At 67.6% G+C, this 2,555-nt stretch carries 3 protein-coding genes; 2 read left to right on the top strand and 1 reads right to left on the bottom strand.

Annotated features, from left to right (window positions below; all coding sequences use genetic code 11):
- On the bottom strand, nucleotides 1–229 hold a 229-nt coding region (locus AB4Y86_RS16545), incomplete at its 3' end, for a phosphate signaling complex PhoU family protein (protein WP_441403262.1).
- A gap of 207 nt (nucleotides 230–436) precedes the next feature.
- Here AB4Y86_RS16545 and AB4Y86_RS16540 point away from each other — a divergent pair.
- Both AB4Y86_RS16540 and AB4Y86_RS16535 read left to right on the top strand, forming a co-directional pair.
- Nucleotides 437–1,651 (top strand): sensor histidine kinase, encoded by a 1,215-nt coding sequence (locus tag AB4Y86_RS16540; protein ID WP_441403263.1) that lies wholly within the window; start codon nucleotides 437–439, stop codon nucleotides 1,649–1,651.
- A complete protein-coding gene (locus AB4Y86_RS16535) occupies nucleotides 1,648–2,328 on the top strand; it encodes a response regulator (protein WP_441403261.1) in 681 nt (226 codons plus the stop codon). The genes AB4Y86_RS16540 and AB4Y86_RS16535 overlap by 4 nt, the downstream gene beginning before the upstream one ends.
- Nucleotides 2,329–2,555: the final 227 nt, after the last annotated feature.

The following is a 2,555-nucleotide window of genomic DNA, read 5'->3' as shown; positions in this document are numbered from 1 at the left end:
GGTCGCTGGCCACCGGGCCCTGCAGCGCGAGGATGTCGATGGCCCGCTCGTCAAGGCTGTTTTGCAGGAAGTCGATCCGGGCGTCGGCCGCAATGACGTCCTCGGCCAAGTCGATGTCGGCGCCCTCGAAGGCGGTGGTGGCCTTCTCGAAGGCCTCGCTGACGAGTTTCGAGATTTCAATGAGCTGCTCACCCACCTGGGCGAGCTCTTCCTGAAAAACCTTGCGCACGGGTGCGTCCTTTCCTCGGAAACGTCGCCGAGCACCGCAGTGGCCGGCCCGTTTCGTTTCACCGTAGCGGCGTTCAACCTGCCACCCTTCCAGTCTCCGGTGAACTGTTACGCCTCTATAGGTGAACGTTAGCTGAACCCGCGCCGCAATCGCACACGTTTAGATTTCCGGCGGGCCGCCAGCGCATAAGCTGGAGCCGTGGACCCAATGCTCATCGGCGTGATCGCGGGACTGATCGGCCTGTCGCTCGGCATCTTTGGCGTGCTCGCCTTCCGGGTGAGCGAGCAGCAGCGCAAAATCAGCGACGTCGAAACCGACGATCCGGCGCTGCCCGACGGCGCCGCCGAGGTGCTCGCCGTCGTCGGCCGCGCCTTCGTCGTCGTGGACGCGGTCGACGGCGTGGTGCGCGCCAGCCCTGCCGCCTACGCCTACGGCCTGGTCCGCGGGCACACCGTGGTGCACCAGCAATTGCTGGAGATGACCGCCAAGGTCCGGCGCGACGGCGTCATCCTGGAGAAGCAGCTCGAGCTGCCGCGCGGTCCGCTCGGCTCGGGAACCATTGTGGTGCAGGTCCGGGCGGCGATGCTCGGTGAGGAATATATCCTGCTGCTCGCGGACGACCGCACCGAAATCACCCGCACGGAAGAGATCCGCAATGACTTCGTGGCCAACGTTTCGCACGAACTGAAAACGCCGGTCGGCGCCATCTCGCTGCTGGCGGAGGCCCTGGAAGCCTCGCCCGACGACGAGGAAGCCGTCCGCCGGTTCGCCAGGCGCATGCACAAGGAATCCAGCCGGCTGGCCGCCCTCGTGCAGGACATCATCGAACTCTCCCGCCTGCAGGGCGCCAACGTGGCCCAGCAGGCCCACCCCGTGGACATCAACACGGTCGTCGCCGAGGCCGTGGACCGGTCCCAGCTCCCGGCCGAAAGCAAGAATATTGAGATCGTGGTGGGCGGCCGGGCCGACGCGATGGTCTACGGCGACCAGGACCTGCTCGTCACGGCGCTACGCAACCTGATCGACAACGCCATCCGGTATTCGCCGGAAAACACCCAGGTGGGCGTCGGTGTGCGGGCCCGGGACGGCCTGGTCGCGGTCTCCGTGACTGACCAGGGCGAGGGCCTCAGCCCCGAGGACCAGGAACGCGTCTTTGAGCGCTTCTACCGCGTGGATACCGCGCGCTCCCGCCACACCGGCGGCACCGGACTGGGCCTGAGCATCGTCAAGCACGTGATGGCCAACCACGGGGGCGAGGTGACCCTCTGGTCCCAGCCCGGGCAGGGCTCCACCTTCACCATCCGCCTGCCCGAGATGGAAGGCCAGGACGAACCAGCGGCGGACCCCCGACGGTCCCCACAGAACGCACGACCAGAACGACGTGACGCCGCGGGCGTCCATGAGCAAGGAGCTAGCGCTTGAGCCGGATTCTTATTGTCGAGGACGAGGAATCGTTCAGTGACCCCCTCTCGTACCTGCTGGGCAAGGAAGGATTCGAGGTGGAAGTCGTGGACAACGGCCTCGACGCCATCACCGAATTCGACCGCAACGGCGCAGACCTGGTCCTGCTGGACCTGCAGTTGCCCGGACAGTCCGGGACCGAGGTGTGCCGCCAGCTGCGGCAGCGATCCTCCGTCCCGGTGATCATGCTGACCGCCAAGGATGCCGAGATCGACAAGGTGGTGGGCCTCGAGCTGGGCGCCGACGACTACGTCACGAAGCCTTACTCCTCGCGGGAGTTGGTGGCCCGGGTTCGGGCCGTCCTGCGCCGCCACGGCGAACCCGAGGAACTGGTTGCCAGCACCGTCCAGGCCGGTCCGGTCCGGATGGACATCGAGCGGCACGTGGTCAGCGTCAAGGGCGAGCAGGTGTCGCTGCCGCTGAAGGAATTCGAGCTGCTCGAGATGCTGCTGCGCAACTCCGGCCGGGTGCTCACGCGGGGCCAGCTGATCGACCGGGTCTGGGGCTCCGATTACGTGGGCGACACCAAGACCCTGGATGTGCACGTCAAGCGGCTCCGCAGCAAGGTCGAGCCGGACCCCTCGGCACCGCGGTACCTGATCACCGTCCGCGGGCTGGGGTACAAGTTCGAGCCCTAGCCTGACGGCGCCGAAGCGCCGGCGGGGGCGGCGCGTGGCGGCGCGTCGGTGGCACCACGAGGCGCAATAGCTAAGGGACGCGAAAGGAGGGGCACCCGCGGGTGCCCCTCCTTTTGCTTACGTCCGCTTGCTTACGGCCGCGCCGGGGCCGGCGGCAGAGCTAGCGGCTGCTGCTCGGCGAGGGGGTCGCCGACGCCGACGGCGATGACGACGGCGTCGCGGTACCG

Source organism: Arthrobacter sp. 2YAF22_2 (assembly GCF_052114645.1).
GTDB lineage: Bacteria > Actinomycetota > Actinomycetes > Actinomycetales > Micrococcaceae > Arthrobacter.
Note: the sequence above shows the minus strand (reverse complement) of the source record. Positions and strands in the feature narration are given on the sequence as shown.